The sequence below is a fragment of the Tabrizicola thermarum genome, assembly GCF_003574395.1.
Classification (GTDB): domain Bacteria; phylum Pseudomonadota; class Alphaproteobacteria; order Rhodobacterales; family Rhodobacteraceae; genus Tabrizicola; species Tabrizicola thermarum.
In genome coordinates this window covers 1-23,747 of the sequence record NZ_QMJY01000010.1, presented here as the reverse complement: position 1 = coordinate 23,747, position 23,747 = coordinate 1, and the positions used below count along the sequence as shown (strand labels likewise).

Here is a 23,747-nt window from a genome sequence, read left to right as displayed (position 1 = left end):
CCCGCAAGACGGTCATATGTGGCAAGGCCTATTCGGCGTCGCCCGCGGCGGGCGTGTCAAGCCGCGCGGTGGTGCCGGGACGACCGTTGGCCAGCGGGTCTTCCTGCCGCTGGACCGAGCCTTCGAAATGCGCGCCGCTTTCGATGGCGATGGTCTTGTGGATGATGTCGCCCTCGACCCGCGCGGTGGAGGTGAGGCGGACCTTCAGGCCGCGCACGCGACCGATCACCCGGCCGTTGACGACGATGTCGTCGGCCACGATCTCGCCGCGGATCGTGGCGCTTTCGCCCACGGTCAGAAGATGCGCGCGGATGTCGCCCTCAACGGTGCCCTCGACCTGGATGTCGCCCGTGGTCCGCAGGTTGCCCACGACCGTGAGGTCCGAGGACAGGACCGAGGCGCTTGCCTTGCCCTTCGGCGCGGAAGGCGTGAAATCCATGGACGGCTTGGTCATCGGGGTCTCCGGGGCTTTGGGCTTCTCGGCCTCGGCCTTGGGGCCCGGCTCGTTGATGCGGCTCTTAGAAAACATTCTTCGCTGCCTTTATGAAGGTCATCGGGTTTACGGGGGTGCCGCCAAGGCGGACCTCGTAGTGAAGGTGGGTGCCGGTGGACCGGCCTGAATTGCCCATATCACCGATCCGGTCGCCGCGCGAGACCCTTTGGCCCACCTCGACGCGCACCTGGCTGAGATGCGCATAGCGCGTCTCGACGCCGAAGTCATGGCGGATCGTGACCAGCCGGCCATAGCCGTTGTCCCAGCCGGCATGGGTCACCACGCCATCGGCGGTGGCATAGACCGGGGTGCCGTAGCTGCCCGCCATGTCGGTGCCCTCATGCATCCGGGTGCCCGCGCCCTTGGGGTCGCGGCGATAGCCGAAACCGCTGGTCCAGCGGAAACTGTCCTTCAGCGGCATCGCGAAGGGCAGCTTGAAGGCGGCGATCCGGTACATGTTCATCTTGTCCAGCCCGTTCAGGATCGCGTTCGCGCGCAACTCCTCGGGCGAGGGCACCGATCCCGAGGTCGAGAAGGTGATCGGGGTCAGCGGGCCGCCCTGGCCGGAATAGCCCTGCCGCACCGCGCCGATCAGGTCGTCGGGCGACATCCCGGCCTCGCGGAACATCTTGTCCAGCGGTTCGACCGACACGGTCAGCGCCTCTTCCAGCTTGGAGAAGATGGCGTCGTTGCGCTGTTCCAGAGCTTCCTTGGCGTCGGCGATCAGGCGGGCTTCCTCGCGCGCGGCCTCGGCCTCGGCGATGGTTTCGTTGCGCTCCTCGGCCACCTCGCCCAGGGCGCCGGTCAGGAACTCCAGCGTGGCGACCGTATCCGCGGCGCGTCCCGCCTCGGTCGTGCCGCCGCTTTGCTCGTTCAGCGCCAGCGTCACACGCTCTGCCTCGGCACGCGCGGCGTCGCGTTCCTTGATGACTTCGCGCAGGGTGTTCTGGATCGCCTCGATCCCGGTCTCCAGCTCGCGCCGCCGGTCTTCCGAGGCAAGAAGCCGCTCCTGCATCTCCGAGACCTGGGTCAGGGCGATGTTGAACCGCTCCTGCGCCCGCGCCGCCTCTTCGGCGCGCAGGTCGCGGTCGGCGGACAGGGCGTTCAGCCGCTGTTCGTACAGGGCCTGCTGGCGCACCGACTGTTCACGCGCCGATCCGGCCCCGATACTGTCCATCATGATCAGCGCCGTGGCCACGATGGTCCAGGCCAGCGCCAGCGTGCCGCCGACCATCGCGATGATCTGAGTGGCCGGGCGCAGGCGGATGAACCGGGTCTCGGTGTCGGACTTCAGGAACAGCCGTTGTTCGGGAAAATGCCGCTCAAGGCTTTGATGCATCCGATAGGCAAGTCGATTCAGCACGTTGGGGTCATCCGTTCATAGCCCTGGCAGAGGCTTCGCCACGTTACCCCAAGGCCTTGGCCTCGGGCTCGCCCTGATTATCGGCCCTGTTTCAGGGTCGCAACGATTTTGACCATATCCAGGGTTTTTCCGCGCGGGACAGGCATTTCATCGGCAAGAAACCGCCGATCACTCCGCGCTTTCGGCAAGCGGCCAATAGAAGTCGGGCGGCAGGCCCGCATCGGCGCGTCTGGCCTCGTTGAAGGGGGGCTTCAAGGGGCTGTGGAAATAGCGCCGCACCAGGGCGTGGAACACATCCTTGGGGTCCAGCCCGTCGCGCCCGCACAGCCAGTTGAACCACTTCGACCCATAGGCCACATGGGCCACTTCCTCGGCATGGATCACCTCCAGCGCGGCCAGCGCCTGCGTCTCGCCATGCCTGGCAAAGACCTCGATCATGCCGGGGGTGACGTCGAGCCCGCGCGCCTCCAGCACCATCGGCACCACGGCCAGCCGCCCCAGAAGATCGCCTGCCGTATCCTCGGCCGCGCGCCACATGCCCGCATGGGCCGGCAGGGCGCCGTAATGGCTGCCCATCGCCTCCAGGCAATCGCAGATCAGGTTGAAATGCTTGGCTTCCTCGTCCGCCGCCTTCACCCAGTCGTCGTAGAAGCCCAGGGGCATCGGCTGGTCGGCGAAGCGGGCGATGATGTCCCAGTGCAGGTCCACCGCGTTCAGTTCGATATGCGCCACGGCATGGAGAAGAGCGATGCGTCCCTCGGGCGTGCCGGGGCGGCGGCGGGGGACGTCCCTCGGCGCCAGAAGCTCGGGCCTTGCGGGGCGGGCCGGGCGCGGGGGAGGCTCGGCCCGGCCGATGGGCAGGGGCTGACCCGCCTCGCGCGCCGCAAACCAGCGTGCGGCATGGGCGCGACCCAGCGCGCTCTTGGCGCGGCCGTCGGCGGTGGTCAGCACCTCGACGGCCATTTCGGCAAGGGACAGGGGCATCAGGAGGCTCCCGCAAATCTTTTCGAAAAGATTTGCAAATTCCTTCGAAGGAATTTGCGCCCGGACTTATGTCACAGCGCCTGTGCCGCCGCCAGCACCTCGTCGGCATGGCCCTTGACGCTGACCTTGGGCCAGACCCGCGCCACCTTGCCCTCGCCGTCGATCAGCACGGTCGTCCGCTCGATGCCCATGTAGGTCTTGCCATACATGCTTTTCTCCAGCCAGACGCCGTAATCCTCACAGGTATGGCCCGTCTCGTCCGAAGCAAGAATGACGCCCAGCCCGTGCTTGGTGCAGAACTTGTCATGCGCCTTCACGCTGTCCTTCGAGATACCGATGACCGTGGTGTTCGCGGCGGTGAAGGCGTCGAGGCGCGCGGTGAAATCCTGCGCCTCCAGCGTGCAGCCCGGCGTGTCGTCCTTGGGGTAGAAGTACAGCACCACCTTTCCGGGCCGGAAGGCCGAGAGCGTCACGGTGCCGCCGCCGTTGCGGGGCAGGGTGAAATCGGGGGCGATCTGTCCTTGGGAAATCATGCGCGGCTCCTTGCCCGGTCGCGGGCCTGTCAGGGATTGTGTCTTTCCATCTAGCGGACGATCCGCAAAGATAAAGACGCGTCGCGGGCCCCGGGTCCGCGATGGGCGAAGAACATGCCGCAGGGCAGGCCGGGCAGCGGGGCTGAAGTCAGAAGATGCGGGACCAGTCGGCGGGCGTGGAAGGCGGGGCTGACCCGGTTGCCGTGCCCTCGCGCATGCGGCTGCCGCCGTTGCGGCTGACCCGGTCCGACCGCGTGGCCGCCCGTCCCGATCCGGCGCCCGGCCTGCGGCGGCCCGCGCGGCGGGGGCGGCTGAGCCTGACGGTGATCGTCACCCTGATCCTTCTGGCGGCGGCCTTCGGCTATCTGACCATGGCCTATACCGGCAAGAGCCTGCGCATTCCGACCTGGGGCGTGGCCGAGATCGAGGCGCGCCTGAACGGGGCGCTTGCCGGGGCGCGCCTGCCCCGGGGCTCGGCCCTGTCGCTGGGGGGCGTCGAGCTGGCGGTCGACGGCGATTTCGTCCCGCGCTTCCGGCTTGAGGACATCCGCCTTCTGGGCGGCAGTGGCCGGTCGCTGCTGACCCTGCCCGAGGCGGCGCTTTCCTTCGACCCCCGGGCGCTTCTGTCCGGCAAGGTGCGGCCCAGCCGGATTCGCCTGACCGGGGCGCGGATCGCCGTGCGGCGCGATGCCAACGGGCTGATCGACCTGCAACTGGACGACCGCGACACCGGGACCGGCCCGACGGATGTCTCGGGCGCGCTCGCCGCGGTCGAGCGGCTGTTTGCCAGCCCCTCGTTCGCCGCCCTGGAAACGATCGAGGCCGAGGGCCTGACCCTGCGGCTGACAGATGACCGCGCCGGGCGCAGCTGGGAGGTCGGCGACGGCCGGCTGGTGATCGAGAACGGCGCCGAGGCGATCTCGGCGCAACTGGGGCTGACGCTTCTGGACGGGACGGACCCGGCGCAGGCCTTGCTGACGGTGGTGTCCGACAAGACCGCCGAAACCGCGCGCCTCAGCGCAAGGGTCGACAACATCGCCGCGACCGACCTTGCCGCGATGGCCCCGCCGCTGGCCTTCCTTGGCTTTGTCAACGCCCCGATCTCGGGCAATCTCGAGGCCCGGCTGGACGAGACCGGCAGCTTTTCCAGCCTGACGGGGTCGCTTGGCCTTTCCTCGGGCAGCCTTGCCCCCGGGCGCGGCGCCCGTCCCATCGCCTTCGACCGGGCTGCGCTGTCGCTTGGCTATGACCCGGTGGCGGCGCGGATCGAGCTGACCAACCTGTCCGTCGAAAGCGCCTCGCTGCGGCTGACCGCGCACGGGCATGGCGACCTTCTAGGGCCGACGGGCCAGCCCCTCGCGCCGGGCGCGCTGCCTGCCAGCATCCAGACGCAGATCGCCTTCGAACAGGTGACGCTGGACCCCGAGGGCCTGTTCGAGGCACCCGTGCGCTTTGGCCAGGGCGCGCTGGACCTGCGCCTGAAGCTGGCGCCCTTCCGGGTGGACATCGGCCAGCTGTCGCTGGTCGAAGGCGACGAAAGGCTGCTCTTGTCGGGCCAGGTCGCGGCCGAGGAGGCGGGCTGGGGCGGGGCGCTGGATCTGACGCTGAACCGGATCGCGGCCGACCGGCTGTTGAAGCTCTGGCCGGTTTCGGTCGTGCCGAAGACCCGCGACTGGTTCGCCGACAATGTGGGCCAGGGTCAGCTGACCGACGTGCAGGCGGCGCTGCGGCTGGAACCGGGCGGGCAGCCGCTGTTCAACCTGTCCTACGAATTCCTCGACACCGAGGTCCGTTTCGTCCGCACCCTGCCGCCGATCCTGGACGGCCGCGGCCACGCCACGCTGGACAACAAGACCTACATCGTCGCGCTGGACCGGGGCCATGTCATCGCCCCCGAGGGCGGCCGGATCGAGGCGGACGGGACCGTCTTCCAGATCCTCGACATCACCCAGCGCCCGGCGACGGCCAAGGTCGATCTTGTCACCTCGGCCAGCCTGACCGCCACGCTGTCGCTTCTGGACCAGGAACCGTTCAGCTTCTTCTCCAAGGCCGGGCAGCCCTACAACCTGGGCGACGGGCGGGCGGACCTCACGGCGACGATCCTGATGCCGATGAAGCCGAAGATCCCCTTCGAAGAGGTGAATTTCACCGTCGCGGGCACGATCCGCAACTTCACCTCGCCCGCTCTGGTGCCCGGCCGCATCCTGACCGCGCCCGAGGTTGCCGTGGCGGTGAACACCGACGGGTTGCAGCTGAGCGGGAAGGGCAGGCTTGACCGGATGCCCATCGACCTGACCTACCTTCAGGGCTTCGGTCCCGAACAGAAGGGCCGCGCGCGGGTCAACGGCACGGTCATGCTGTCCGACGCGGTGCTGCGCGATTTCGGGGTGGAGCTGCCCGCGGGGTCCGTCAAGGGCGAGGGGCCCGCTGCCATCGACGTGGCCCTCGTCAAGGACCAGCCGCCGCAACTGACGCTGACCTCGACCCTCACCGGGCTTGCGCTGCGGCTTGACGCGCTTGGCTGGTCGAAACCGGCCGGGACACGCGCCGCGCTGGACCTTGAAGCCACGCTCTCGCGCCAGCCGGTGGTGGAGCGGCTCTCGCTCTCTGCCCCTGGCCTCACGGCGCGCGGGACCGTGACCACGCGGGAAAGCGGCGGGCTCGACAAGGCGGTGTTCTCCCAGGTCAAGGCGGGGGACTGGCTGGACGCCGCCGTCACCCTGACCGGACGCGGCAAGGGCGCCGCCGTCGATGTCGCGCTGACCGGCGGCACGCTGGACATGCGGCGGATGCCGGACATGGGCAAAGCCGCGGGCGGGGGCGGTCCGATCAGGGTCCGCCTCGACGCGCTTCGCCTCTCGGAAGGCATCCGCCTGACCGATTTCCGCGGTGATTTCGGCTCCAGGGGGGGCTTCAACGGCACCTTCACCGCCGGGGTCAACGGCAGCGCCCGGATCGCGGGCGTTGTCGCCCCGGCGAAGAACGGCACCGCCGTCCGCATCACCTCTGAAAACGCGGGCGCGGTGATGGCGGCGGCGGGCATCTTCGACAAGGGGCGCGGCGGGACGCTGGACATGACGCTGGTCCCGCGCGGACCCAAGGGCGAATACAGCGGCAAGGCCAGCTTCAGCCGGATGCGCGTGCAGGGCGCCCCCGCGCTGGCCGAGCTTCTGTCGGCCGTCTCGGTCGTGGGGCTGCTGGAGCAGATGAACGGCGAGGGGCTGGCCTTCAACAACGGCGAAGTGGCCTTCGTCCTGACCCCCCGCGCGGTCGAGATCACGCAAGGCTCGGCCGTCGGCGCCTCGCTTGGCATTTCCTTCGCGGGCCTCTATCTGACCGGCAGCGGCGCGATCGACCTTCAGGGCGTGATCTCGCCGATCTATCTGGTCAACGGGGTGGGACAGATCCTGACACGGCGCGGCGAGGGGCTTTTCGGCTTCAACTACCGGCTGACCGGAACCGCCAGCGCGCCGGACGTGTCGGTCAACCCCTTGTCGGTCCTGACCCCCGGCATGTTCCGCGAGCTGTTCCGCCAGCGCCCGGCGAACCTGAAGGACGCCGAGGGGCAATGAAACTCTCCGATTTCGATTTCGACCTGCCGGAGAGCCTGATCGCGACCCGGCCCGCCCGGCCCCGCACCTCGGCGCGGCTGCTGCTGGCCGAGGGCGACCGGATCAGCGACCGGCGGGTGTCGGACCTGGTGGACATCCTCCGCCCCGGCGACCGGCTGGTGCTGAACAACACCAGGGTCCTGCCCGCGCGCCTCTTCGGCACCCGCCAGCGGGGGGACGCGGTGGCCAAGGTCGAGATCACCCTGTTGGAACCCCGCCCGACCGGCTGGCGCGCGCTGGCCAAGCCCCTGCGCAAGGTGAAGCCGGGCGAGGTGATCCGCTTTTCCGACCGCCTCTCCGCGACGGTGGCAGACAAGTCCGACACCGACCTGACCCTGGCCTTCGACCTGACGGGAGAGGATTTCGACGCCGCCCTGGCCGAAGCGGGGGTGATGCCGCTTCCGCCCTACATCGCGGCGAAGCGCGCGGCGGACGATCAGGACCGCACCGATTACCAGACCGTCTTTGCCCGCCACACCGGCGCGGTGGCCGCCCCCACCGCCTCGCTGCATTTCGACGAAGACCTCTTGCAGCGGCTGGCCGCCAAGGGCGTGGACTTCACCGAAGTCACCCTGCATGTCGGCGCGGGCACCTTCCTGCCGGTCAAGGTTCAGGACGTGACCACGCACCGGATGCACGCCGAATGGGGCCGCGTCTCGGCGGCGGCGGCGGCAGAGATCAACGCGACCAGACGGGCAGGGGGCCGGGTCATCCCCGTGGGCACCACCGCGCTGCGGCTGATCGAAAGCGCGGCAGACGAGGCGGGCGTCCTGCACCCCTTCGAGGCCGAGACCGACATCTTCATCTACCCCGGCTACCGCTTTCGCGTGACCGACGCGCTGATGACCAACTTCCACCTGCCGAAATCGACGCTGGTGATGCTCGTCTCGGCCCTGATGGGCGAAGCGCGCATCCGCGACATTTATGCCCACGCCATCCGGGAAGGCTATAGGTTCTTCTCTTACGGCGACAGTTCGCTGCTGATTCCGGGTGACGCATGATGAGCTACTTCGTCCTCAAGGCCGCGCTTTCGGGGCTTCTGATCGCCGCCATTTCCGAAATCGCCCGCCGCAGTCCCGGCGTGGCTGCCCTTGTCGCCTCGCTGCCGCTGATCTCGATCCTGGGCATGATCTGGCTGTGGCGCGACACCGGCGACAGCGCGCGGATCGCCACCCATGCCGAGGCGACGTTCTGGTATGTCCTGCCCTCGCTGCCGATGTTTCTTATCATGCCCTGGATGATCCGGTCGGGTCTGGGCTTCTGGCTGTCGCTGGCGGTCGGCTGCGCCGTGACCTTCGGCCTCTACATGCTTCTGGTGTGGCTCGCGCCGCGCTTCAATCTTCCGATCTGACGACAGGCGGCGATGCTGAAGGTCCTTACCCATTCCTGGCCGCTTCTGATGGGGGTGATGCTCCTGATGGTCGGCAACGGCGTCCAGGGCACGCTTCTGGGCATCCGCGGCAATATCGAGGGCTTCTCGACCTATCAGCTGTCCTATGTGATGGCAGCCTATTTCCTGGGCTTCCTGTTCGGCTCCTGGGCCGCGCCCCGGATGATCCGGCGGGTCGGGCATGTGCGGGTCTTTGCCGCGCTCGGCTCGCTGATCTCGGCGGTGCTGGTGATCTATCCGGTCTATCCCGACTGGATGGTCTGGACAGGCCTGCGCGTGCTGGCGGGGTTCTGCTTTTCGGGCATCTACATCACCGCCGAAAGCTGGATCAACAACACCGCCTCGAACGAGACGCGGGGCCAGGCGCTGTCGGCCTACATGATCGTGCAGATGATCGGCATCATCGCCTCCCAGGTCCTGCTGAACCTTCCCGACCCTTCGGGCTTTGCGCTGTTCATCCTGCCCTCGGTGCTGGTCTCGCTGGCCTTCATGCCGATCCTGCTTGCCCCCACCCCTGCGCCCGCCTTCGACGGTTCGCGCCGCGTCTCCTTTGCGCGGCTCTTCCAGATCTCGCCCCTGGGCTGCGTCGGGATGCTGCTGACGGGGGGCATCTTTTCGGCCATGTTCGGCATGGCCGCCGTCTGGGGCGCGCAAGAGGGGCTGTCGGTCAGCCAGATCTCGATCTTCGTCGGCGCGCTTTATGTCGGCGGGTTGCTGCTGCAATACCCCGTGGGCTGGGTCTCGGACCGGATGGACCGGCGGACGCTGATCATGGGCCTGTCGGCCGTGGCCGCCGCCGCCATGGCGCTGGCCGCCTTCCTGCCGCTGCCCTTCCCCGCCCTTGTCGGCATCGCCATGGTGCTGGGCGGCATCACCAACCCGGTCTATGCGCTCCTCATCGCCTACACGAACGACTTCCTGCCCCGCGACCAGATGGCCGGCGCTTCGGCGGGGCTGATCTTCCTGAACGGCTTCGGCGCGATCTTCGGCCCCACCGCGACCGGCTGGATGATGGAGACGACCGGCCCCTCGGGCTTCTTCCTGTTCATCGGCCTGCTCTATGTCGCCCTTGTCGGCTATGCCGTCTTCCGCATGACCCGCCGCGCCGCCCCCGCCGTCACCGGCGCCTACCGTTCGGTCACGCCGACCGCCTCGCCCCTGGCCGTCGAGGCAGTGCTGGACGAGGCCGCCAGGGACTGACGATCAGCGGTTGCGATATCCGCCGATCCCTGCAAGTCTTTGACCCAGCAGGGAGGCCGCCATGTCCGATCCGATCGAGCTTCTGGACTTCTGGCTGCACGAGATCGGCCCGAAAGGCTGGTATGCGGGCGGGGAAGAGATCGACACGCTCTGCCGCGACCGGTTCGCCGATCTCTGGCAGGCCGCGCAGGACGGCGGGCTGGATCATTGGGCCGAGGGCACGGTCGGCACGCTGGCCTATCTGATCCTGACCGACCAGATCCCGCGCAACATCCACCGCGGCACCGCGCTTGCCTTCGCCACCGATGCCCGCGCCCGCGCCGCCGCCCGCAGGGCGCTCGAGGCCGGCTGGGACATGGGCGCGCCGGAACCCGAACGCCAGTTCTTCTACATGCCCTTCGAACATTCCGAGGACCCCGCCGATCAGGCCCTGTCGGTGCAGCTGATGACCGAGCGTCTGGCCTCCGACCCCGACATGGCGCTGCACGCCCGCGCGCATCACTGGGTGATCGCCCGCTTCGGCCGCTTCCCGACCCGCAACGCGGCGCTGGGGCGCACCAGCAGCCCGGAAGAGCAGGCCTGGCTTGACGAAGGCGGTTATGCGGCAGTGGTGAACCGGCTGAAAAGCCATGCGCCGGATGCATAGGGCCAAGGCAGCCCCGGCGTTGCCTGGGGTTTCCGGATAGTTTAATGGCAAACTACTTTTTCCAGGGAGGGAAGAATGGCTGCCCAGAACTTCGACGTGATCGTGATCGGTGCCGGACCGGGGGGCTATGTCGCCGCCATCCGGGCCAGCCAGCTGGGCCTCAAGGTCGCCATCGTCGAGCGCGAACATCTGGGCGGCATCTGCCTGAACTGGGGCTGCATTCCCACGAAGGCGCTTCTGCGCAGTGCCGAGGTCTTCCACCTGATGCACCGCGCCAAGGAATTCGGCCTGAAAGCGGACGGCATCGGCTATGACCTGCCCGCTGTCGTCGCCCGGTCCCGCGCGGTGGCGAAACAGCTTTCCGGCGGCATCGGCCATCTGATGAAGAAGAACAAGGTCACGGTGTTCATGGGCACGGCGACCCTGCCGAAGAAGGGCACCGTTTCGGTGAAAACCGACAAGGGCACGGAAGAGCTCACCGCGAAATCGATCATCCTCGCCACCGGCGCCCGCGCGCGGGAACTGCCGGGGCTGGAGGCCGACGGCGATCTGGTCTGGTCCTACAAGCACGCCCTTGTCGCCAGCCGTATGCCCAGGAAACTGCTCGTCATCGGCTCGGGCGCCATCGGCATCGAATTCGCCAGTTTCTTCAACACCCTCGGCGCAGACACGACGGTTGTTGAAGTGATGGACCGCATTCTGCCGGTCGAAGACGCCGAGATCAGCGCCTTCGCGAAGAAGCAATTCGTCAAGCAGGGCATGAAGATCCTGGAAAAGGCCGCGGTGAAGAAGCTGGACCGCAAGCCGGGGCAGGGCGTCACCGCCCATATCGAGCAGGACGGGAAGATCACCACGCAGGACTTCGACACCGTCATCTCTGCCGTGGGGATCGTCGGCAACGTGGAAAACCTCGGGCTGGAGGCTCTGGGCGTGAAGATCGACCGCACCCATGTCGTGACCGACGAATACTGCCGCACCGGGGTCGAGGGGCTTTATGCCATCGGCGACATCGCAGGCGCCCCCTGGCTGGCGCACAAGGCCAGCCACGAAGGCGTGATGGTGGCCGAACTGATCGCGGGCGGGCATCCGCATCCGATCAAGCCGAGCTCCATCGCGGGCTGCACCTATTGCCACCCGCAGGTCGCCTCTGTCGGCCTGACCGAACAGAAGGCCAAGGACGCAGGCTATCAGGTGAAGGTCGGCCGTTTCCCCTTCATCGGCAACGGCAAGGCCATCGCGCTTGGCGAACCGGAAGGCATGGTGAAAACCGTTTTCGACGCGCGGACGGGAGAGCTTCTGGGCGCCCATATGGTCGGCGCGGAAGTGACCGAACTGATCCAGGGCTATGTCGTCGGCCGCACGCTCGAGACGACCGAGGAAGACCTGATGAACACCGTCTTCCCGCATCCGACCCTGTCCGAGATGATGCACGAAGCCGTGCTCGACGCCTATGGGCGGGCACTCCACATCTGATGGCCTCCCTCAACCGGGTCGTCATGCAGCGCGAAAGCCGGGACTGGATCACCAGTCTTGGCCCCGACAGGCTGGATGTGCTGGAACTGTCGGGAAAATGGGGGCAGGGCTTTCCCTTCCGCAGCTACCTTGCGCTGAACCGCTGGAAATTCGACCCCTGCAAGGGCCCGATGCTGGATGACCGCGGCAAGGTCGTCCGCTTCGACCTCATCCTGGCCAACCAGGTGTGGGAGCATCTGGACCGCCCCTATGCCGCCACCCGCAACATCTACCGGATGCTGCGTCCGGGCGGCTGGTTTTGGGTCGCGGTGCCGTTCCTTGCGCCCTTCCACGGCGCGCCGGTGGACTGCTCGCGCTGGACCGCGCGGGGCCTGAGGAACCTGCTGGTCGAGGCCGGGTTCGACCCCGACCGCGTGCAAGGCCACCAATGGGGCAACCGCCATGTCGCGGCGCGCAACCTCGAGCTGCCCTGGCCGCCCGAATTGCGCGAGGACGACGATCTGAGCAACGACCCGGACTTTCCGGTGGTCGCCTGGGCCATGGCGCAGAAGGATGGCTCTCAGTAGTCGGACGCCGCGCCGCAACGCCCCAACTGCTCGCCCAGCATCCGTGTGAACAGGGCATCGCGCGACAGTCCGGCAGCTTGAAGGAAGTCGGCCTGCACCCGATAGGCTTCGGCCTCCAGCGCCGCCGGACAGCGCGCCACCCGGTCCGCACCTTCGGCGAACTGTGCGGCATGGACCATTTCGTGCAGCAGGAAGCTCTGCCCATAGGCCGTGGTCAGGTCGAGGTCCGGGGCCAGCTCGATCCGGCCGCTGTCGGGGAAATAGGCCCCCGCCTGCGACCGCAGCCCCGGCTGGTCATCCAGCAGCGCAAAGCCGATCTCGGGGCAGGCGACGGGCGCATGATCGGTGGTCCTGACCAGGGCCGCATTGAGGTCGGCCACCAGCGGACACAGGTCCCCGGCCTGCGCCGGGAGGGCACCGACAAAGGCGGCAAGGGGCAGGGCGGCGCACAGGGCTTTCATGAAACCCATGCTGAACTGTCACGGAAAATTTGCAAGAGCGTCATGCACCTGTGACTGAAAGAGAAATCGCCCTCTGCTCCTTCGCGAATCGGAAGACGCGAGAGGTTAAGAAATCCTGAACGCCCGCAGCCAAGCCCTTGAAAACAAACGCCCCGCAAAACGCGCCACGCGCGGCGCCCCTCTGGCATCCCGCCGCCCTTCCCGCTACCACTTCCCCATGCGCCCGCTTCCCCCCATGCTGCTCGTCCTCCTCCTCTGGGCCGCCGGCCTTGGTGCGGCCGCCCAGTTCGGCAAGATCTCGATCCTGTACGACTCCCTACGGGCGACCTATGGCGGGAACGGCGAGGTCGCCCTCGGCCTCGTCGTCTCGATCGTCGGCATGGTCGGCCTGATCTTCGGCACGACCGCCGGCCTCCTCGTCGCCCGCATCGGCCCCCGCCGCGCCATCGTCGCCGCGCTGGTTGCCGGGGCCGCCATGTCCGCCCTTCAGTCGCTGCTGCCCGCCTACCCCCTGATGCTGGCCTCCCGCATCGTCGAGGGCGCCTCCCACCTCGCCATCGTCGTCGTCGGCCCCACGATGATCGCGGCCCTCGCCCCCGAGGCGCGCCGCCCCCTTGCCATGACCCTCTGGTCCAGCTTCTTCGGCGTGACCTACACGATCCTCGCCCTGATCGGCCCCCACCTGGGCCCCACAAGCCTCTTTCTCGGCCACGCCGCCTATATGGCGGCCCTCGCCGCGATCCTCGCGCTGACCCTGCCGCCCGACCCGCGCGGGACAGCCTTGCCGATGGGCAACCTGCTGCGACAGCACGCGCAGATCTACCTCTCCCCCCGCCTCTCTGCCCCGGCGATGGGGTTCTGCTGCTATACTTTCCTGTATGTCGCAGTCCTGACCCTGCTGCCGCCCGCGACGCCCGAGACCCACCGCGCCCTCATCGCCGCCGGGATGCCGCTCGTCTCCATCGCCGTGTCGCTGACCCTGGGCGTCAGGCTGCTGAAACGGATGTCAGCCGTCCGCATCGTCCAGATCGGCTATGCGCTGGCCGTCCCGGGGTTCCTGATCCTGTGGCTGTTCTGGGGGCAGGGGGCCGGGATGGTGGCGGGAGGGTTCCTGCTGTCCGCTGCGCTCGGCATCGTTCAGGGGGCGAGCTTCGCCGCGATCCCCGAGCTCAATGCCACGGCCGAGGATCGCGCCCGCGCCGCCGGGGCGGTGGCCCAGCTGGGGAACCTGGGCACCACCACCGGCACGCCGGTGCTGGCAGCCCTGCTGGCCAGCGCCGGTCCGGCGGGACTTACGGTCGCCGCCGTCGTTCTATGTGCCTTCGGCATTGCGGTGCACGCCCTGCAAAAGGCCCGCCGCGCGCGTCAGGCCGCGTAGGGCACGACCGCACCGCCGCCCGCCACCCAGTCGCGCAGGCCCCCAAGGTTGGTGATCGGGCCATAGCCCAGCCGGGCCAGAGCATCGGCGGCCATCCCCGACCGCCCACCCGATGCGCAGTAGACCGCGATCGGCAAGCCTTGCGGAAGTTCACAGTTCGGCTGGTTCGGGTCGCATTTCAGGCCAAGAATCGACAGAGGGATCAGTTTCGCCCCCTTGGCCACGCCGGACGCCTTTGCCTCGGCCACTTCACGGACGTCCAGCAGCAGCATCTTGCCCTGGGCCACCTGGTCGGCGACCTCGGCCACGGTCAGGGGCGGAGCGGGGGCTTTGCGGAAAGCAGAGAACATGGGGCACCTCGGTTTGTTTTTCAGAAATATATATACAGATTTGAAGGTGATAAAGTAAAGCCCCCGTCGACGATTTTTGTGTTCATGGTCCGTTCACTTTTTCCGATTGGAGACTCGGCAAAACCGTCCTATGTCTAGCGCCTGCACCTTTGGGGTCGGTCATGGCGGAACAGAAGTTCATCGAAGTGCGGGGCGCCCGCGAGCATAACCTCAAGGGCGTCGATGTCTTGATCCCGCGCGATCAGCTGGTGGTGATTACCGGGTTGTCGGGGTCGGGCAAGTCCAGTCTCGCCTTCGACACGATCTATGCGGAAGGCCAGCGGCGCTATGTGGAATCGCTGTCGGCCTATGCGCGCCAGTTCCTCGACATGATGGGCAAGCCGGATGTCGATCACATTTCGGGCCTCAGCCCCGCGATCAGCATCGAACAGAAGACCACCTCGAAGAACCCCCGCTCGACCGTCGGCACGGTGACGGAAATCTACGACTACCTGCGTCTGCTTTTCGCCCGTGTCGGCACACCCTATTCGCCCGCGACCGGCCTGCCGATCACCGCGATGCAGGTGCAGGACATGGTGGATGCGGTGATGGCCCTGCCCGAAGGCACGCGCGCCTATCTGCTGGCCCCGATCGTCCGCGACCGGAAAGGCGAGTACAGGAAGGAGTTCCTGGAGCTGCGCAAGCAGGGCTTCCAGCGGGTGAAGGTCAACGGGGCCTTCTACGAACTGGAAGAGCCGCCCACGCTGGACAAGAAGTTCCGCCACAACATCGACGTGGTGGTGGACCGGATCGTGGTGCGCGACGGGATCCAGACGCGGCTGGCCGACAGCTTCCGCACCGCGCTGAACCTGGCCGACGGGATCGCGGTGATCGAGCTGGCCGACGTGAAGGAAGGCGAGGAGCCCACCCGCATCACCTATTCCGAGAAATTCGCCTGTCCCGTCAGCGGCTTCACCATCGCCGAGATCGAGCCGCGCCTGTTCAGCTTCAACGCCCCCTTCGGTGCCTGTCCGGTCTGCGACGGTCTGGGCGTGGAGCTGTTCTTCGACGAACGCCTTGTCGTGCCCGACCAGAACCTGACCCTGCTGCAAGGCGCCATCGCGCCCTGGGCCAAGTCGAAATCGCCCTACCTGACGCAGACGATGGAGGCGCTGGCCAAGCACTACGGCTTCAACCTCAAGGCCAAGTGGAAAGACCTGCCCGAGAAAGTGAAGGACCTGTTCCTGCATGGCTCCAAGGGTGAGGAGATCGAGTTCCGCTATGACGAGGGCGGGCGGGTCTATCAGGTCAAGCGTGTCTATGAGGGGATCATCCCCAACATGGAACGCCGCTACCGCGAGACGGATTCGGCCTGGAGCCGCGAGGAGATGGAGCGCTACCAGTCCAACCGCGCCTGCGGGGCCTGCGGCGGCTACCGGCTGAAGCCCGAGGCGCTGGCGGTGAAGATCGCCGGACTGCACATCGGGCAGGTGGTGCAAATGTCGATCACCGAGGCCCATGCCTGGATCGAAGGTGTCGCCGGAACGCTGACGAAACAGCAGAACGAAATCGCCAGGGCAATTCTTAAGGAAATCCGCGAACGTCTTGGATTCCTTGTGAATGTCGGGTTGAACTACCTGACGCTCAGCCGTGCGGCGGGCACGCTGTCGGGCGGGGAATCGCAGCGGATCCGGCTGGCCTCGCAGATCGGTTCCGGCCTCACCGGCGTCCTTTATGTGCTGGACGAGCCGAGCATCGGCCTGCACCAGCGCGACAATGATCGGCTTCTGACGACGCTGAAGAACCTGCGCGATGCGGGGAACACGGTGCTGGTGGTGGAACATGACGAGGACGCGATCCGCGAGGCGGACTATGTCTTCGACATGGGGCCGGGGGCCGGGGTGCACGGCGGGAGGGTGGTCAGCCACGGCACTCCCGAACAGGTGGCCGCCGATCCCGCGAGCCTGACCGGACAGTATCTTTCCGGCGCGCGAGAGATCGCGGTGCCGAAGACCCGGCGCAAGGGGAACGGCAAGGTGCTGACCGTGGTCGGCGCGACGGGAAACAACCTCAAGAACGTGACGGCAGAGTTTCCGCTGGGCAAGTTCATCTGCGTGACCGGCGTGTCGGGCGGGGGCAAATCCTCGTTGACCATCGAGACCCTGTTCAAGACCGCGGCCATGCGCCTGAACGGCGCGCATGAGACGCCCGCGCCTTGCGAGACGATCAAGGGCTTCGAGCATCTGGACAAGGTGATCGACATCGACCAGCGGCCCATCGGGCGGACTCCGCGTTCGAATCCAGCCACTTACACCGGGGCCTTCACACCGATCCGTGACTGGTTCGCCGGTCTGCCGGAATCGAAGGCGCGGGGCTACGGGCCGGGGCGGTTCAGCTTCAACGTCAAGGGCGGGCGCTGCGAGGCCTGTCAGGGCGATGGTGTGCTGAAGATCGAGATGAACTTCCTGCCCGATGTCTATGTCACCTGCGAGACCTGCAAGGGCCGGCGCTATAACCGCGAGACCTTGGAAATCAGGTTCAAGAACAAGAGCATCGCCGATGTTCTTGACATGACATGTGAAGATGCGCGCGACTTCTTCCAGGCCGTCCCCGCGATCCGCGAGAAGATGGAGGCGCTGTGCGAAGTGGGCCTGGGCTACATCAAGGTCGGCCAGCAGGCGACGACGCTGTCAGGCGGAGAGGCGCAGCGGGTGAAGCTGTCCAAGGAACTGTCCCGCCGGGCGACGGGGCGGACGCTTTACATCCTGGACGAACCGACCACGGGCCTGCATTTCGAGGATGTGAGGAAACTCCTCGAAGTGCTTCATTCCCTTGTGGATCAGGGGAATACGGTGGTGGTGATCGAACACAACCTCGATGTGGTGAAAACCGCCGACTGGGTCATCGACATCGGCCCCGAGGGCGGCGACGGCGGCGGCGAGATCGTGGCCACCGGCACGCCCGAGGACATCGTCAAGGTCGAGGCGAGCCACACCGGCCGCTACCTGAAAGACCTGCTGCGGCCCCGGAAAATGGCGGCGGAGTGATCCGCCGCCGCACCGGTTAACCCGCTCAGGCCTTCTTCATCGGGCAGGTCGAGATGCCGAGGATCGAATACAGCGGGCAGGTGCCGAACAGCCCCGTGGCAAGCGGCACGATCCCGATCAGCTTGGCAAAGTGCCAGAAGCCCTGGCCCTGATCGACGAAGAACCACACCAGAAGGGCAAGCCCCACCACGATCCGCAGCACGCGGTCGATACCGCCGACGTTGGTCTTGAACATGTCCGTTCTCCTTGGTTGACCGAATGTGCCCATTCTGGCGAGTCGGGCAGGAATTGTCTGTGACCTCGTCACACAGCCTGATCGGCCAGGCGCTTCAATTCGGGCAGGTCGCGCAACCGGACATGGCCACGCTCGACCGTGACCCAGCCCTGACGCTCGAAGGCTTCCAGCCGCCGCGACACCACTTCGCGCGCCGAGCCGATGCGGGCGGCCAGCTCGGCCTGGGTGGCGGCAACCGCGTCCCCCTCGGCCAGGTCGAGCAGGGCCCCGGCCAGACGCACCTCGATCCGCTCGAAGGCGACCCGTTCCAGTAATTGGGTCAGTTCGGCCATCCGCTGCCCGAAGGCGCGCAGGACAAAGCCGCGAAAGCCGGGGTCGCCGTCGATCAGGCGGCGGAACAGCGCGCGCGGGATGACCACCACCCGGATGTCCGAGGCCGCGATCGCCTCGCCCGAATAGGGTTCGTCCCCCATCAGGCCCAGCGTGGTCTGCACGCAGCTTTCGCCGGGTTCGACTGCGTAAAGCAGGATCTCGCGGCCCGAAGCGGCGGTCAGGCGCACTTCGATCCGACCCTCCAGCACCACGACGAAGCCTTGCGCCGCATCGCCGGGGCGGAACAGCACCTGACCCTTGGCAAGCTGCCGTGCGGGCAGGTCGGCCAGCAGGCGGCAGCTTTCGGGCAGAAGGCCGAGATCGTCGAACCACATGCCGCGATCATGCCGAAGGCCGGCCGGGGCGCAAGCGAAAAGGGGGGCCCGAGGCCCCCCTTTCCCGGTGTGGTGACGCGGATCAGTCCAGCGCCTTGAAGTTCAGGCTCGCGCCTTCCTTGATGCCGCTGAACCAGCGCGCGGTGACGGTCTTGGTCTTGGTGTAGAACCGGAACGCATCGGGCCCGTACTGGTTCAGGTCGCCGAAGGCCGATTTCTTCCAGCCGCCGAAGCTGAAATAGGACAGCGGCACCGGGATCGGGAAGTTGATCCCGACCATGCCCACGTTGACCCGGCTTGCGAAATCGCGCGCCGTGTCGCCGTCGGCGGTGAAGATCGCGGTGCCGTTGCCGTATTCGTTGTCCATCACCAGCTTCAGCGCCTCGTCATAGGACCGGGCGCGCACGGTGGACAGGACCGGGCCGAAGATCTCCTGCTTGTAGATCTCCATGTCCGGGGTGACGTGGTCGAAGAGCGACGGGCCGACGAAGAAGCCGTTTTCATAGCCCTGCAGCGTGAAGCCGCGGCCATCGACCACCAGTTTCGCGCCCTGTTCGACGCCGGAATTGATGAGGCCGAGGATACGGTCCTTCGACGCCTTGGTGATGACGGGGCCGAAATCCACATCGTTTCCAGCGGTATAGGGGCCGACCTTCAACTTCTCGATCCGCGGGATCAGCCGTTCGATCAGCGCATCGGCCGTCTTTTCGCCGACCGGGACTGCCACCGAAATCGCCATGCAACGCTCGCCCGCCGCGCCATAGCCCGCGCCGACCAGAGCGTCGGCGGCCTTGTCCAGATCGGCATCCGGCATGATGACCATGTGGTTCTTCGCCCCGCCGAAGCACTGCGCGCGCTTGCCGTTCGAGGCCGCCCGGCCATAGATGTACTGCGCGATCGGGGTCGATCCCACGAAGCCCACGCCCTGGATCACCGGATGGTCGAGGATGCCGTCCACCACCTCCTTGTCGCCGTTCACCACCTGCAACACGCCATCCGGCAGGCCTGCCTGTTGCAGAAGCTCGGCCAGGAACAGCGAGGTCGAGGGCACGCGTTCCGAGGGCTTCAGGATCATCGCGTTGCCCGAGGACAGGGCAGGCCCGATCTTCCACAGGGGGATCATCGCGGGGAAGTTGAACGGAGTGATTCCGGCAACGACGCCAAGGGGTTGGCGCATGGCGTAAAGGTCGATGCCGGGGCCGGCGCTATCCATCATCTCGCCCTTCAACATCGCCGGCGCGCCCATGCAGACCTCGATCACCTCAAGCCCGCGCTGCACGTCGCCCCTGGCGTCGGGGATGGTCTTGCCGTGTTCGCGCGCCACCATCTCGGCCAGCTTGTCCATGTTCTGGTTGATGAGAGCCCCGAAGGCCATCATCACCCGCGCCCGGCGCTGCGGGTTGGTCGCGGCCCAGCCGACCTGGGCCTTGGCGGCCTCCTGGATCGCATGGTCGAGTTCCCCAAGCGTGGCCAGCGCAACCTTTGCCTGCACTTCGCCCGTGGCGGGGTTCATGACATCCGCGAAACGGCCCGAGGTGCCCTTCACGATCTTGCCGTTGATCCAGTGTCCGATCTCTTGCATGGAATCCTCCCTTGAGTTGGACCCTGTTTACTCTTGCACAAACGCCAGACAAAGCGGCAATCTGCCAAAAAGGTTTTGCAGGAATGCATGATAGGGTGGGCAATATTTCCCACCCTGCGAGGAGCTCGGATGGACTGGGACGACCTGCGCGTGTTCCTGGCGGTGGCGAGGACCGAAAGCCTCTCGGCGGCGGGCAAGCGGCTGAAGATCGACCCGGCCACCGTGGGCCGCCGTATCGCCCGGCTGGAAGAGGCGACAAGGGCCCGGCTGTTCTCCAAGTCTCCGCAGGGCTATGCGCTGACCGACGAAGGCGCCCGGCTGATCCCCCATGCGGAAGCGGCCGAACGCGCGGCGCTTGGCGCCGAGGAAAGCCTGTCCGGCCCCGGGGGCCTTACCGGCCTGATCCGCCTTGGCGCACCCGACGGCTGCGCGAACTACCTCTTGCCGCAGATCCTTGCCCGGATCTGCGATGCGAATCCGGGGCTCGAGGTGCAGATCGTGGCGCTGCCCCGCGTGTTCAACCTGTCAAAGCGCGAGGCGGACATGGCCATCGCCGTTTCGCGCCCCGAGGCGGGTCGGCTGACCGTGCAGAAGCTGACCGACTACCGCCTGCATCTGGCGGCCAGCCGCGACTATCTGGCCAAGGCACCGCCGATCCGCGGGACGCAGGACCTGAAGGCGCACCGGATCGTCGGCTATATCCCCGACATGATCTTCGACAAGGAACTGGACTATCTGGCCGAGATCGGGGTCGGCCCGGCGGTGCTGACCTCGAACTCCGTCTCGGTGCAGTTGAACTGGCTGCGGCACGGGGCGGGGGTCGGCGTTGTCCATGACTTCGCGCTGCCCGCCGCGCCGAACCTCGTCCGCCTGCTGACCGACCGCGTCAGCCTCACCCGGTCCTTCTGGCTGATCCGGCACGAAAGCGACGCGCGGCTGGACCGGCTGAACCGCTTTGCCGACCAGCTGACCCGCGAGGCGAGGGCCGAAATGGGCCGTCTGGAGGCCGCGCTGGCAGGCGACGAAAGCCGCGCTTGACAGAATCCCCTTTCCGGCCCGACGCTTGACCTCCGGTCAGAGGGAGGGGCCGTCCCATGCTCGTACAGCAAATCCTTGCGTCCAAAGGCGACCATGGCGTGGTTACGGTCGCGCCCGGCACGTCGGTCCAGAAGGTTGCCGAACTGCTGTCCTCCAGACGGATCGGGGCGGTGGTCGTCTCGGCCGACGGCAAGACCGCGAAGGGCATCGTCTCGGAACGCGACATCGTGCGCGAGCTGGGCAAGCGCGGCTCGGCCTGCCTGAACGACAAGGTCGAAAGCCTGATGACGGCAAATATCGTCTCCTGCACCCGGTCCGAAGGCACCGATGCCGTGCTGGGCCGGATGACCGACGGCCGCTTTCGCCACATGCCGGTGATCGAGGACGGCCAGATGGTCGGCCTCATCTCGATCGGCGACGTGGTCAAGGCGCGGCTGATGGAACTGGCGGCGGAAAAGGATGCGCTGGAAGGCATGATCAAGGGCTTCTGACGTCGGGAAACCGCTTGCGCCGACGCGCGCAATATTGTTGCGTGCGCAAGCAGTCTGGCTTCGGAGGGGATCCATGCGCATCGGGCTTTATCCGGGGACCTTCGATCCGATCACCCTGGGTCATATCGACATCATCCAGCGCGCGATGGCGCTGGTCGACCGTCTGGTGATCGGCGTGGCGATCAACCGCGACAAGGGCCCGATGTTCAGCCTTGAGGAACGGGTGGCCATGGTCGAGGCGGAATGCGCCGCGATTCAGGCCAGGACCGGGGGCGAGATCGTCGTCCACCCGTTCGAGAACCTGCTCATCGACTGCGCCCGCGATGTCGGCGCGGGGATCATCGTCCGCGGCCTCAGGGCGGTGGCGGATTTCGAATACGAATTCCAGATGGTCGGCATGAACCGGGCGCTGGATGCCTCGATCGAGACCGTGTTCATGATGGCCGATGCCCGGCGCCAGGCGATTGCCTCGAAGCTGGTCAAGGAGATCGCCCGGCTGGGCGGCGATGTGTCGAAATTCGTCACGCCGCCGGTGCAGGCTGCGCTTCGGTCGCACCTGAAACGCTAGGCACGGGAATGTCGGCACTGTCGAAACTTGTGGAAACCATCGGCCGGTGGGAGCCCAACGATCTTTCACCCGGTCTGCGCTGGGGGCTGGCCGTGCTGGCCTGGGGCGTCGCCCTGGCCTTGCGTCACGAGCTGGATGGCCTTCTGCCGCCCGGCTTCCCCTACCTGACCTTCTTCCCCGCGGTTCTCATCAGCGCCTATTTCCTGGGCACGGCGCAGGGGATTGCTGTCGCCGTCGCATCCGGCCTCGCGGCCTGGTACTACTTCATCGCGCCGTTCCACAGCTTTGACGTCACCGGGGCCACGCTGGTCGCGCTTTTCTTCTTCGCCTTCGTCGTGGCGACCGAAATCGGCCTCACCAGCCTTGCCCAACATGCCCGCCGCGCCTTGAGCGCCGAACGGCAGGCAAACGCGCGACTGGCCGAGCAGCGGCGGCTGATGTTCCATGAACTCCAGCACCGGGTGTCGAACAATCTCGCCACCGTGTCGGGCCTGATGAAGCTGCAACGCCGGATGGTGACGGATGAGGCCGCGCAGCTGGCGCTGGACGATTCCGTGCGCCGGATCGACGTCGTCTCACGGATCATGCGCAACCTGCATGACCCTTCGGGCCAGTCGGTCGACATGGCGCGGTTCCTGCACGATACCGGCCGCGACATCCTGGAAAGCACCGGCGCCGCGGATCGCATCACGCTGACGGTCGAGGCGGATCCGCTTCTGGTCGGCCCCGAGGTCTCGGTGCCGCTGGGGCTGATCGCGACAGAGCTGCTGGCAAACACGCTCGAACACGGCTTTCCCGGAGAAATCGCCGGGAAGATCGGGGTGTCGCTTGGCGCCAGGGGGGCAGAGGGCAGGGCGCTCTTGCAGATCCGCGACAATGGCCGCGGCCTGCCCGAGGGTTTCGACATCGAGACGGCCCGCAGCCTGGGCCTGTCCATCGCGCGGCAATTCGCCAGACAATTGGGCGGCACCCTGGTGATGGAGCGCCGCCCGGAAGGCGGGACCGAAGCCCGCCTGGAATTCAGCTATTAGCCGCTTCAGGCGGCCTTGCCGTACACCGCTTCGCGCGCGATCCGTTCGGCGTCGCCCGGGTAGATCCCAAGGTCCAGCGCAATGTCGGCGGGCAGGTTGGCGATCTCGTTGCGGGTCTGGCGGTAGAGCGCGTAATTCGCCGCAGCGGTTTTCAGCATTTCATAGACAGAGGTCATGGTCTTTTCCTTTCATCGGCGAAAGGTCTGCTTTTCCTTTTCGCATGACCGGAACATAGGCTCTCTGTTAGCGCCAACAATGCCCAATGCTGCGGTGCAGCTATGCGCCCGACGCATGTCTTGGCGCATGAAGAAAGGCGCCCGCAGGCGCCTTTCTTTCGTGATTTCAATGGGTTCAGATCAGCTTGCCCATCGCCACGGCCGTATCAGCCATGCGGTTGGAGAAGCCCCATTCGTTGTCATACCAGGACAGGATCGACACGAAGGTCCCGTCCATGACCTTGGTCTGGTCCATGTGGAAGACGCTGGAATGCGGGTCGTGGTTGAAGTCGCTGCTCACCAGCTTCTCGTTGGTATAGCCCAAGATCCCCTTCAGCGGACCATCGGCAGCCGCCTTGATCGCCGCGTTCACCTCTTCCACGCTGGTCGCGCGCTTGGCGATGAA

General features: G+C 66.7%; 23 protein-coding genes and 1 pseudogene. 13 read left to right on the top strand and 11 right to left on the bottom strand.

Going from position 1 to position 23,747, the window contains the following annotated elements; all coding sequences use genetic code 11:
* Positions 1–28: 28 nt before the first annotated feature.
* From D5084_RS04530 to D5084_RS04515, 4 genes are all read right to left on the bottom strand, one after another.
* Positions 29–529: a bactofilin family protein gene (locus D5084_RS04530; RefSeq protein ID WP_128514327.1), complete on the bottom strand. Its 501-nt coding sequence runs from the start codon at positions 527–529 to the stop codon at positions 29–31.
* A complete protein-coding gene (locus D5084_RS04525; RefSeq protein ID WP_128514326.1) occupies positions 519–1,856 on the bottom strand; it encodes a M23 family metallopeptidase in 1,338 nt (445 codons plus the stop codon). Before D5084_RS04525 ends, D5084_RS04530 begins: the two co-directional genes overlap by 11 nt.
* A 168-nt stretch (positions 1,857–2,024) precedes the next feature.
* Positions 2,025–2,840 carry a ferritin-like domain-containing protein gene (locus D5084_RS04520; protein WP_238382525.1) on the bottom strand — a complete coding sequence of 272 codons (816 nt, stop codon included), beginning with the start codon at positions 2,838–2,840 and terminating at the stop codon, positions 2,025–2,027.
* A gap of 71 nt (positions 2,841–2,911) precedes the next feature.
* Positions 2,912–3,373 (bottom strand): peroxiredoxin, encoded by a 462-nt coding sequence (locus D5084_RS04515; protein ID WP_128514325.1) that lies wholly within the window; start codon positions 3,371–3,373, stop codon positions 2,912–2,914.
* Positions 3,374–3,528: 155 nt separating this feature from the next.
* On the opposite strand from D5084_RS04515, the gene D5084_RS04510 reads away from it, so the two are divergent.
* From D5084_RS04510 to D5084_RS04480, 7 genes are all read left to right on the top strand, one after another.
* A complete protein-coding gene (locus D5084_RS04510; protein WP_238382524.1) occupies positions 3,529–6,945 on the top strand; it encodes a hypothetical protein in 3,417 nt (1,138 codons plus the stop codon).
* Positions 6,942–7,985, top strand: coding sequence for a tRNA preQ1(34) S-adenosylmethionine ribosyltransferase-isomerase QueA (queA, locus tag D5084_RS04505; protein WP_128514324.1), 1,044 nt, complete (start codon positions 6,942–6,944; stop codon positions 7,983–7,985). The genes D5084_RS04510 and queA overlap by 4 nt, the downstream gene beginning before the upstream one ends.
* The gene (locus D5084_RS04500) at positions 7,985–8,335 is read left to right on the top strand and encodes a DUF3147 family protein (RefSeq protein ID WP_128514323.1); all 351 of its coding nucleotides are present in this window, start codon (positions 7,985–7,987) and stop codon (positions 8,333–8,335) included. The genes queA and D5084_RS04500 overlap by 1 nt, the downstream gene beginning before the upstream one ends.
* A 12-nt stretch (positions 8,336–8,347) precedes the next feature.
* Positions 8,348–9,574, top strand: coding sequence for an MFS transporter (locus tag D5084_RS04495; RefSeq protein WP_128514322.1), 1,227 nt, complete (start codon positions 8,348–8,350; stop codon positions 9,572–9,574).
* Positions 9,575–9,635: 61 nt separating this feature from the next.
* Positions 9,636–10,220 (top strand): DUF924 family protein, encoded by a 585-nt coding sequence (locus D5084_RS04490; RefSeq protein WP_128514321.1) that lies wholly within the window; start codon positions 9,636–9,638, stop codon positions 10,218–10,220.
* Between the two features lie 75 nt (positions 10,221–10,295).
* On the top strand, positions 10,296–11,693 hold the full coding sequence (gene lpdA / locus D5084_RS04485) for a dihydrolipoyl dehydrogenase (RefSeq protein WP_128514320.1): 1,398 nt from the start codon (positions 10,296–10,298) through the stop codon (positions 11,691–11,693).
* A complete protein-coding gene (locus D5084_RS04480) occupies positions 11,693–12,259 on the top strand; it encodes a class I SAM-dependent methyltransferase (RefSeq protein ID WP_128514319.1) in 567 nt (188 codons plus the stop codon). The genes lpdA and D5084_RS04480 overlap by 1 nt, the downstream gene beginning before the upstream one ends.
* Here the strand turns inward: D5084_RS04480 and D5084_RS04475 are convergent.
* On the bottom strand, positions 12,253–12,720 hold the full coding sequence (locus D5084_RS04475) for a DUF6647 family protein (RefSeq protein ID WP_128514318.1): 468 nt from the start codon (positions 12,718–12,720) through the stop codon (positions 12,253–12,255). The genes D5084_RS04480 and D5084_RS04475 overlap by 7 nt on opposite strands.
* 217 nt (positions 12,721–12,937) lie before the next feature.
* Here D5084_RS04475 and D5084_RS04470 point away from each other — a divergent pair, with 217 nt between their 5' ends.
* Positions 12,938–14,098 (top strand): MFS transporter, encoded by a 1,161-nt coding sequence (locus D5084_RS04470; RefSeq protein ID WP_128514317.1) that lies wholly within the window; start codon positions 12,938–12,940, stop codon positions 14,096–14,098.
* Here D5084_RS04470 and D5084_RS04465 read toward each other — a convergent pair.
* On the bottom strand, positions 14,086–14,448 hold the full coding sequence (locus D5084_RS04465) for a rhodanese-like domain-containing protein (protein ID WP_128514316.1): 363 nt from the start codon (positions 14,446–14,448) through the stop codon (positions 14,086–14,088). The genes D5084_RS04470 and D5084_RS04465 overlap by 13 nt on opposite strands.
* Positions 14,449–14,609: 161 nt before the next feature.
* Between D5084_RS04465 and uvrA the strand changes: the two genes are divergently transcribed.
* Positions 14,610–17,474, top strand: coding sequence for an excinuclease ABC subunit UvrA (gene uvrA / locus D5084_RS04460; RefSeq protein ID WP_128514315.1), 2,865 nt, complete (start codon positions 14,610–14,612; stop codon positions 17,472–17,474).
* A gap of 25 nt (positions 17,475–17,499) precedes the next feature.
* On the opposite strand, the gene D5084_RS04455 is transcribed toward uvrA, so the two are convergent.
* The 3 genes from D5084_RS04455 to D5084_RS04445 form a co-directional block, all read right to left on the bottom strand.
* Positions 17,500–17,709 carry a YgaP family membrane protein gene (locus D5084_RS04455; protein WP_128514314.1) on the bottom strand — a complete coding sequence of 70 codons (210 nt, stop codon included), beginning with the start codon at positions 17,707–17,709 and terminating at the stop codon, positions 17,500–17,502.
* A gap of 68 nt (positions 17,710–17,777) precedes the next feature.
* Positions 17,778–18,416 (bottom strand): Crp/Fnr family transcriptional regulator, encoded by a 639-nt coding sequence (locus tag D5084_RS04450; protein ID WP_128514313.1) that lies wholly within the window; start codon positions 18,414–18,416, stop codon positions 17,778–17,780.
* Between the two features lie 82 nt (positions 18,417–18,498).
* Positions 18,499–19,998, bottom strand: a complete 1,500-nt coding sequence (locus D5084_RS04445) for a CoA-acylating methylmalonate-semialdehyde dehydrogenase (protein WP_128514312.1) — start codon at positions 19,996–19,998, stop codon at positions 18,499–18,501.
* Between the two features lie 129 nt (positions 19,999–20,127).
* Between D5084_RS04445 and D5084_RS04440 the strand changes: the two genes are divergently transcribed.
* From D5084_RS04440 to D5084_RS04425, 4 genes are all read left to right on the top strand, one after another.
* Positions 20,128–21,036 carry a LysR family transcriptional regulator gene (locus tag D5084_RS04440; RefSeq protein WP_128514311.1) on the top strand — a complete coding sequence of 303 codons (909 nt, stop codon included), beginning with the start codon at positions 20,128–20,130 and terminating at the stop codon, positions 21,034–21,036.
* A 56-nt stretch (positions 21,037–21,092) separates the two neighbouring features.
* Positions 21,093–21,527, top strand: a complete 435-nt coding sequence (locus D5084_RS04435) for a CBS domain-containing protein (protein ID WP_128514310.1) — start codon at positions 21,093–21,095, stop codon at positions 21,525–21,527.
* Positions 21,528–21,600: 73 nt separating this feature from the next.
* Complete coding sequence (gene coaD / locus D5084_RS04430; RefSeq protein ID WP_128514309.1) at positions 21,601–22,095, top strand: pantetheine-phosphate adenylyltransferase; 495 nt, start codon at positions 21,601–21,603, stop codon at positions 22,093–22,095.
* Between the two features lie 8 nt (positions 22,096–22,103).
* Complete coding sequence (locus D5084_RS04425) at positions 22,104–23,126, top strand: sensor histidine kinase (protein WP_128514308.1); 1,023 nt, start codon at positions 22,104–22,106, stop codon at positions 23,124–23,126.
* Positions 23,127–23,131: 5 nt separating this feature from the next.
* Here the strand turns inward: D5084_RS04425 and D5084_RS18530 are convergent, their stop codons facing one another.
* Positions 23,132–23,302, bottom strand: a complete 171-nt coding sequence (locus tag D5084_RS18530) for a DUF1127 domain-containing protein (RefSeq protein WP_187644568.1) — start codon at positions 23,300–23,302, stop codon at positions 23,132–23,134.
* Between the two features lie 175 nt (positions 23,303–23,477).
* Positions 23,478–23,747: pseudogene (locus tag D5084_RS04420) on the bottom strand (erythrose-4-phosphate dehydrogenase); the annotation flags it as partial.

Excerpts from the sequence above, each read along its gene's own strand:
- D5084_RS18530 (WP_187644568.1), bottom strand. The coding sequence starts at position 23,302 with ATGACCTCTGTCTATGAAATGCTGAAAACCGCTGCGGCGAATTACGCG.
- D5084_RS04515 (WP_128514325.1), bottom strand. The coding sequence starts at position 3,373 with ATGATTTCCCAAGGACAGATCGCCCCCGATTTCACCCTGCCCCGCAAC.
- D5084_RS04470 (WP_128514317.1), top strand. The coding sequence starts at position 12,938 with ATGCGCCCGCTTCCCCCCATGCTGCTCGTCCTCCTCCTCTGGGCCGCC.
- D5084_RS04450 (WP_128514313.1), bottom strand. The coding sequence starts at position 18,416 with ATGTGGTTCGACGATCTCGGCCTTCTGCCCGAAAGCTGCCGCCTGCTG.
- D5084_RS04445 (WP_128514312.1), bottom strand. The coding sequence starts at position 19,998 with ATGCAAGAGATCGGACACTGGATCAACGGCAAGATCGTGAAGGGCACC.
- uvrA (WP_128514315.1), top strand. The coding sequence starts at position 14,610 with ATGGCGGAACAGAAGTTCATCGAAGTGCGGGGCGCCCGCGAGCATAAC.
- D5084_RS04520 (WP_238382525.1), bottom strand. The coding sequence starts at position 2,840 with ATGCCCCTGTCCCTTGCCGAAATGGCCGTCGAGGTGCTGACCACCGCC.
- D5084_RS04500 (WP_128514323.1), top strand. The coding sequence starts at position 7,985 with ATGAGCTACTTCGTCCTCAAGGCCGCGCTTTCGGGGCTTCTGATCGCC.
- queA (WP_128514324.1), top strand. The coding sequence starts at position 6,942 with ATGAAACTCTCCGATTTCGATTTCGACCTGCCGGAGAGCCTGATCGCG.
- D5084_RS04455 (WP_128514314.1), bottom strand. The coding sequence starts at position 17,709 with ATGTTCAAGACCAACGTCGGCGGTATCGACCGCGTGCTGCGGATCGTG.
- coaD (WP_128514309.1), top strand. The coding sequence starts at position 21,601 with ATGCGCATCGGGCTTTATCCGGGGACCTTCGATCCGATCACCCTGGGT.
- D5084_RS04480 (WP_128514319.1), top strand. The coding sequence starts at position 11,693 with ATGGCCTCCCTCAACCGGGTCGTCATGCAGCGCGAAAGCCGGGACTGG.
- D5084_RS04530 (WP_128514327.1), bottom strand. The coding sequence starts at position 529 with ATGTTTTCTAAGAGCCGCATCAACGAGCCGGGCCCCAAGGCCGAGGCC.
- D5084_RS04425 (WP_128514308.1), top strand. The coding sequence starts at position 22,104 with ATGTCGGCACTGTCGAAACTTGTGGAAACCATCGGCCGGTGGGAGCCC.
- D5084_RS04490 (WP_128514321.1), top strand. The coding sequence starts at position 9,636 with ATGTCCGATCCGATCGAGCTTCTGGACTTCTGGCTGCACGAGATCGGC.
- D5084_RS04475 (WP_128514318.1), bottom strand. The coding sequence starts at position 12,720 with ATGAAAGCCCTGTGCGCCGCCCTGCCCCTTGCCGCCTTTGTCGGTGCC.
- D5084_RS04435 (WP_128514310.1), top strand. The coding sequence starts at position 21,093 with ATGCTCGTACAGCAAATCCTTGCGTCCAAAGGCGACCATGGCGTGGTT.
- D5084_RS04440 (WP_128514311.1), top strand. The coding sequence starts at position 20,128 with ATGGACTGGGACGACCTGCGCGTGTTCCTGGCGGTGGCGAGGACCGAA.
- lpdA (WP_128514320.1), top strand. The coding sequence starts at position 10,296 with ATGGCTGCCCAGAACTTCGACGTGATCGTGATCGGTGCCGGACCGGGG.
- D5084_RS04465 (WP_128514316.1), bottom strand. The coding sequence starts at position 14,448 with ATGTTCTCTGCTTTCCGCAAAGCCCCCGCTCCGCCCCTGACCGTGGCC.
- D5084_RS04495 (WP_128514322.1), top strand. The coding sequence starts at position 8,348 with ATGCTGAAGGTCCTTACCCATTCCTGGCCGCTTCTGATGGGGGTGATG.
- D5084_RS04510 (WP_238382524.1), top strand. The coding sequence starts at position 3,529 with ATGCGGGACCAGTCGGCGGGCGTGGAAGGCGGGGCTGACCCGGTTGCC.